Origin of the sequence: uncultured Campylobacter sp. (assembly GCF_938045535.1) — a bacterium.
Taxonomy (GTDB): Bacteria; Campylobacterota; Campylobacteria; order Campylobacterales; family Campylobacteraceae; genus Campylobacter_B.
Window position 1 is genome coordinate 1 of sequence record NZ_CALIMQ010000256.1, and the last position, 5,855, is coordinate 5,855.

At 48.3% G+C, this 5,855-nt stretch carries 5 protein-coding genes and 1 pseudogene; all 6 read left to right on the forward strand.

Annotation, left to right across the window (positions count from 1 at the left end):
• Nucleotides 1-726: polysaccharide pyruvyl transferase family protein (locus Q0095_RS08110; RefSeq protein ID WP_297882985.1), on the forward strand; the 726-nt coding region annotated here is incomplete at its 5' end.
• Nucleotide 727: 1 nt separating this feature from the next.
• A complete protein-coding gene (locus tag Q0095_RS08115; RefSeq protein ID WP_297882988.1) occupies nucleotides 728-1,807 on the forward strand; it encodes a glycosyltransferase family 4 protein in 1,080 nt (359 codons plus the stop codon).
• Nucleotides 1,807-3,072, forward strand: coding sequence for a glycosyltransferase (locus tag Q0095_RS08120; RefSeq protein WP_297882991.1), 1,266 nt, complete (start codon nucleotides 1,807-1,809; stop codon nucleotides 3,070-3,072). The genes Q0095_RS08115 and Q0095_RS08120 overlap by 1 nt, the downstream gene beginning before the upstream one ends.
• On the forward strand, nucleotides 3,069-4,112 hold the full coding sequence (locus Q0095_RS08125; RefSeq protein WP_297882993.1) for a glycosyltransferase: 1,044 nt from the start codon (nucleotides 3,069-3,071) through the stop codon (nucleotides 4,110-4,112). The genes Q0095_RS08120 and Q0095_RS08125 overlap by 4 nt, the downstream gene beginning before the upstream one ends.
• 249 nt (nucleotides 4,113-4,361) lie before the next feature.
• Entirely contained in the window at nucleotides 4,362-5,480 is a 1,119-nt protein-coding gene (locus tag Q0095_RS08130) for a glycosyltransferase (RefSeq protein ID WP_297882995.1), read from the forward strand.
• A 2-nt stretch (nucleotides 5,481-5,482) separates the two neighbouring features.
• Nucleotides 5,483-5,855: pseudogene (locus Q0095_RS08135) on the forward strand (general glycosylation pathway protein); the annotation flags it as partial.

Consider the following 5,855-nt stretch of genomic DNA (forward strand, 5'->3'; position numbering starts at 1 on the left):
GATCAGGTTTTTCGTCCTAGCTATTTTGCGGATTTTGCAGATTGCTTTAGCCTTGGATTTTTGCCGCCTAACTGCACGCGGATCGCCTATGCTGCAAGCTTCGGCGGAGATAGGCTCTGTGGGCTTAAAAACCCCGCGGATTTAAAAGCTCACGCTGCAAATTTGGCTAAATTTAAAGCTATTTCGGTGCGCGAGCGCGATGGTGTAAAGCTTGCGCGCGAATGCTTTGATGTAGATGCGCGTTGGGTGCTAGATCCTACGCTTTTGGCTAACAAAGAGATTTACGATAAATTTTTAAGCCATGCGCCAAAGCGCAAGGGCTTTGCCTATATCCTAGATCCATCGCCTCGCTCTGAAGCGGCGATAGAGCTACTAAAAAAGCAAAGCGGCCTAGAGATATATGAGGTAAATGACCGCGGCAACCGCATCGGCATAAAAGCATGGCTAAGCGCTATTGCGGGCGTGGAGTTTGTGTTAACCGACTCATTTCACGGCTGCGTATTTTCCATAATCTTTAATAAGCCGTTTTTTGTGCTCGTTAATGCTAGTCGCGGCGCGTCGCGCTTTAGCTCGCTTTTGGGCTTATTCGGGCTTGAAGATAGGGCTTTGCAAGATCCCAAAGACGCGCGCTTGGACGCGACTATCGATTGGGATGGCGTAAATGAGGCGTTGCGCCGTAAAAGAGAGGACTCGATGAAATTTTTAAAAACAAGTTTAGGCTCATAAAATGAAAATAGCTATGGTAATTTCTGCTTTAGGCAAGGGCGGTGCCGAGCGCGTGCTAAGCGTGCTGGCAAATTTTTTCTGCCGCGAGAATGAAGTCTGCGTGATAAAATTTGACGCAGATGAGCCCTTTTACGCGCTAGATCCTAAGATCGAGCTTATTAGCTTGGATTTAGGAGTGGGTGATTTAGGAGTATTTGGCAATATAAAAAAGCGCTACGATAAAATTTTAGCCTTGCACAGGCTTCTAAAAAGTCGTAAATTTGACGTAGTAATCTCGTTTTTAGATAATACCAATGTCCTTACGCTTATCGCAAATCTAGGAGTCGGGCAGAAAATCATCGTCTCCGAACACACCAATCATCGCTTTTTAAAAAGTCCGATCTGGCGAGCTCTCAAGCGGATCTTTTATCCGCGAGCTGCAGGTCTTAGCGTGCTTAGTAAATTTGATCTGGATCATTACACATATGTGCAAAATCGCGTGATTATGCCTAATCCGATGTTTGAGATCAGCCATGCTAAAGAGGCCCGCCCGCCTAAAGAAAATATCATCCTAGCAGCCGGCCGGCTCAATGTCTATAAGGGCTTTGATGTCCTTCTTAAGGCACTTGCGCTTGTAGATTTCAATCTTTTAAAAGAGTGGAAGGTGGTGATCGCAGGCGACGGAGAGGAACGAAAGAGCCTTGAGAGCCTAGCTGCGAAGCTGTGCTTAAATGTGCAGTTCATCGGCTTTGTGCGCGATATCGAAAGCTTATATGGACGCGCTAAAATCGTAGTTGTAACCTCCAAGATGGAGGGCTTTTGCAATATTTTGATGGAGAGTATATTTTTCGGCACCGCTAGAATTTCTACAGATTGCATCGCAGGTCCTAGCGAGCTTATAAGCGACGGCGTAGATGGGTTTTTGTGCCCTGTAGGCGATAGCGCGAGCATCGCAAAAAAGCTTGAAATTCTAATGAGCGACGAGAAGCTACGCGAGCGGCTCGTGCAAAACGCCTCTAAGCGCGAGGAGAGCTTTAAAATTGAAACGATCGGGCGACGCTGGCTGGATTTCATAGCCGCTACGATACACAGGGAGGAATAATGAGCGAAAATCCCCTAATCTCGGTCATAATCCCCGTTTATAATGTCAAAGAATTCCTGCGCGCTTGCGTGGAGCGCATCATGGCGCAGACCTATACGAACTTAGAAATTTTGCTCGTAGATGATGGCTCAAATGACGGCAGCGAGGCGATTTGCGACGAATACGCCACGCGCGATCCCCGTGTGCGCGTGTTGCATAGACTAAACGGCGGACAGGCTAGCGCGCGAAACGCTGCTTTGGATGTCGCTCGCGGGGAGTTTATCAGTTTCGTAGACAGCGACGATTTGATAAGCCTTGATTTGATTGAGACGCTTTTTCGCCTGACGCAGAAATTTTGCACCAAAATCGCTATGTGTGGCTACACAGCATTTAGCGACGAGAGCGAAATAAATAATTTCAAGGCGGCTTTAAATTCTAAAGAAAATCAAAATTCTAAAGAGATTAGCGATCCAGGAGGAGCTACAAATTCGAATGCCAACGCAGGCGAATACAAAATATCGCCGCAAGAGCTTTTTAGACGCAGCTGCACGCAGGATCCGTATTTTAGCACCGCGGTTTGGCGCGCGCTGTTTGCTCGCGAAATTTTCACTGCTTTGCGCTTTCCTACGGGGCAGATCTATGAGGATGTGGCGATATTTTTTGATATTTTTAACGCTTCTATTACGGCGTGCACGGATGAAATTTTATATTTTTACCGCGTAAGGGCGGGCTCGACCGTAAACTCATTTGCGCGCAGGCATCTTGCGGTCATCGCTGCGGTGCGCCGCTATACTGAGGCGATCGCTGTGAATTATCCAAGCTTGGCGCGTGAGGCTAATTTTACTCGCTGCGAGTCCGCGCTGAATACGGCGTTTTTAATTATCAAATCGAGCTTTGACGCTGCAGGCTTGGATGGAGATGCAACTTCTCCTTCCGAGGCTAATACGTGCAGCTTGGCAAACGAAGCGGATTTGCATGGCGCTGGTAGTTTATCTTGCGCATGCGGTAAAAATTCCGCATTTAAAAATTCCGCTAAGCAAAATTATATGCGGAATTCTAAGCAAAATTCCGCGTCGCAAAGAAAGACCGCAGATCCCCGCTCGCCTTTAAACGCCGCAGAAGCTGCGGATCAGATCCGCTCACTGCACGCTTTGGTGCGCGAGCGGCTGGATTTTGGATTTTTCGCGGCGCATGCGAGCCGCACGCAGACACTGATGATGGTCTTGTTTTACGCTAGCCCTGCGCTTTTGCGGCTATTTTATAAAATTTATCGGAAGTTAAAATGAAAATTTTATTCGTCATCGCGGCTCTTAGAAACGGTGGCGCTGAGCGCGTGCTTCAGGTTTTGGCGAACCATTTTGCGCGCGCAAACGACGTTACGATCGCGATTTTGGAAAATGATGAGGGCAGGTATAAATTTAGCGAAAAGATAAAATTTTTGCATCTGGACGTTTATAAAAACGGCGGCAGGTTCGATAAATACAGAATTTTGCGCGAGTGTTTCAAGCGCGAGCAGCCAAGCGTCATCATCAGCTTTATGGACTGGACGAACGTAGCGTGCGTGATCGCAAGCTTCGGGCTAGGCATCCCGCTCATCGCGACCGAGCACAACGCGCACGATTATCTGCCAAGCGGGCTTTTTAGCCGCGTGCGCGATCTGTGCTATAAAAAAGCAGACGCGCTTACGGTGCTTACGCGTTCGGACTTTGAGTACTATTCGCGATTTGTCAAAAACTGCTTCGTCGTGCACAATCCCTTTTTCGGCGAGATTGATGGCGCTAAAAGCGCCAAGCGAAACGTGATCTTAAGCGTCGGCAGGCTCGAGCCCGTCAAGGGGTATGAAATTTACTTTGACGCGCTAAGCAGGATCGATAAAAGCCTGCTTGCGCAGTGGGAAATTTTAATCGCGGGCGATGGCTCGCTGCGCGAAAGATTGCGCGAGCTCGTGGCGCGGCTCGGGCTTGAAGTGCGATTTTTAGGGCACAAGCAGGACGTGAGCGAACTGTATAAAGAAGCCAAAATTTTTGTGCTCAGTTCGCTTAATGAAGGGCTTTCGAACGTGCTGATCGAGTCTGCATTTTACGGCTGCGCACGGCTTAGCAGCGATACGGCGGGCGCAAAAGAGCTCATAAAGGACGGCTTTAGCGGCATTTTGTTTAAACGCGGCGATGCGAATGAACTTGCGAGCAAGCTTGAAAATTTAATGCGTGATGAGGCGCTGCAAAAGCGGCTGGTGCAAAATGCAAATGAAAATTTAGACGAGTTTTCGCAGGAGCGCATCATTAAGCTCTGGCAGGGCTTGATCGATCGGTTTGCGCGCAAATAGCAGCCGCTTATCGATGCCCTGCGGCGCGCAGGGATTAAATTTAAACTTCGGTGTGCTAAGATAGGCTCTTGCGCCCGAGCGTAGCAGCGCGTTTAAATTTACAAAGCGCATCGCGCGATGAAATTTAATCGCTTAGAACGACGTAAAATGCGCTAAATTTAAAACAGATTGCGCGGCGTATGTTCGCGTAAAAAGGCGTGAGCAAAGTTTAAATTTAGGGCGCGGCAGCGATATTTAAAAGGTAAAGGGATGAAGAAATTAAGCGTTTTTATCTATTCGATGGGAGGCGGCGGCGCCGAGCGCGTCGTAAGCAACCTCTTAGGCGAGCTTACGGCACGCTACGAAGTGTATCTGGTACTGATGAACGAGAGGATTTTTTATGAAATTCCAAGCGGCGTGCAGATCCATTTCATCGAAAAATCAGCCCCTTTTGAAAATGGACTGCTGAAGCTCGCAAAGCTTCCGTTTTTGGCGCTGCGATACAAAAAGCTATGCGAGCGCCTAGGTATCGACATCCACTTCGTTTGGATGAACCGCCCTTGTTACGTGGCGGCGCTGGCGCGAGTTTACGGATTGGGCGGAGCGATGATTTTTAACGAATGCTCGACGCCGTCGGTGCTGTATAAAGAGCCGAGCTTTAAATCCAAAATTTCAAAGCTTTTGCTGCGTAAGCTCTATCCGAAGGCCGATTTTATCTTCCCCAACTCGCTTGGAAATCTGCGCGATCTGGCGGATAATTTCGGAATCGATGAGCGCAAGATGAGCGTGTTATATAACGCGATCGATCTGGATGAGATCGGTCGCAAAGCGCAGGAGCCTATCGCGCAGGAGCGGTCGTTTTTCTTAAGCGTCGGCAGACTCGATGCGGGCAAAAACCACGCACTTTTGATCCGTGCGTATGCGAATTTAAAAAATAACGACAAAGACCTGTTGATCTTAGGCGACGGCGTGCTGCGAGCCGAGCTTGAGGCCCTGATAGAGGAGCTGGACTTAGGCGGTCGCGTGAAGCTTTTGGGCTTTGACGCAAACCCGTATAAATATATGGCCAGATGCTACGCGTTTGTTTTCGTAAGCCTTTTTGAGGGCTTTTCAAACGCGCTCATCGAGGCTCTTGCGTGCGGCAAGCTCGTGATTTCAAGCGATCATCAAAGCGGTGCGCGCGAGCTTATGGGGCAGAGCGAATGGGGCGTGCTGGTGGGCGTGAACGATCTAGAAAGCACTCAAGCGGCGATGCAAAAAGCGCTGGATGATGAAAATTATGTAAAATTTTATGAGAAAAAGGCTAAAATTAGAGCCTCGTTTTTCGATAAAAAACGGATAGCAAGCGAGCTGATCGCAAAAATAGAACAAATCGACGAAGGAAAATAGGCGTGGGTGAAGAAAAAAAGGCTTTTAGCGTCAGAGAGATCAACGAAGGATCGGACGATCAAAAAGGCGCGCAATCAATGGGTGCCGACAAAGCTGCCTTAAGCGAAAATTTCGCTAGTGAGGAAAATTTTGACGCAGAGTATTCCGCAGGCGGCGGAGAGAATTTTAACGGCGAAAATGCCGAGCTTAAGGGTAGCGAGGACACCGCGCCTCAGAGCGATAAAAATTCCGCGCTTGATGCAAAAAATTCTGCGAGCAAAAATTCCGCGCACGCTGGCGTTAAAAATTTAAGCGACGATCAAGCGCGCGCTGTTTCTGTAAAAATGCGAGCACAAAAAAAATCCAAAAAGGCTAAAAAATCAAGCGGACGAAATT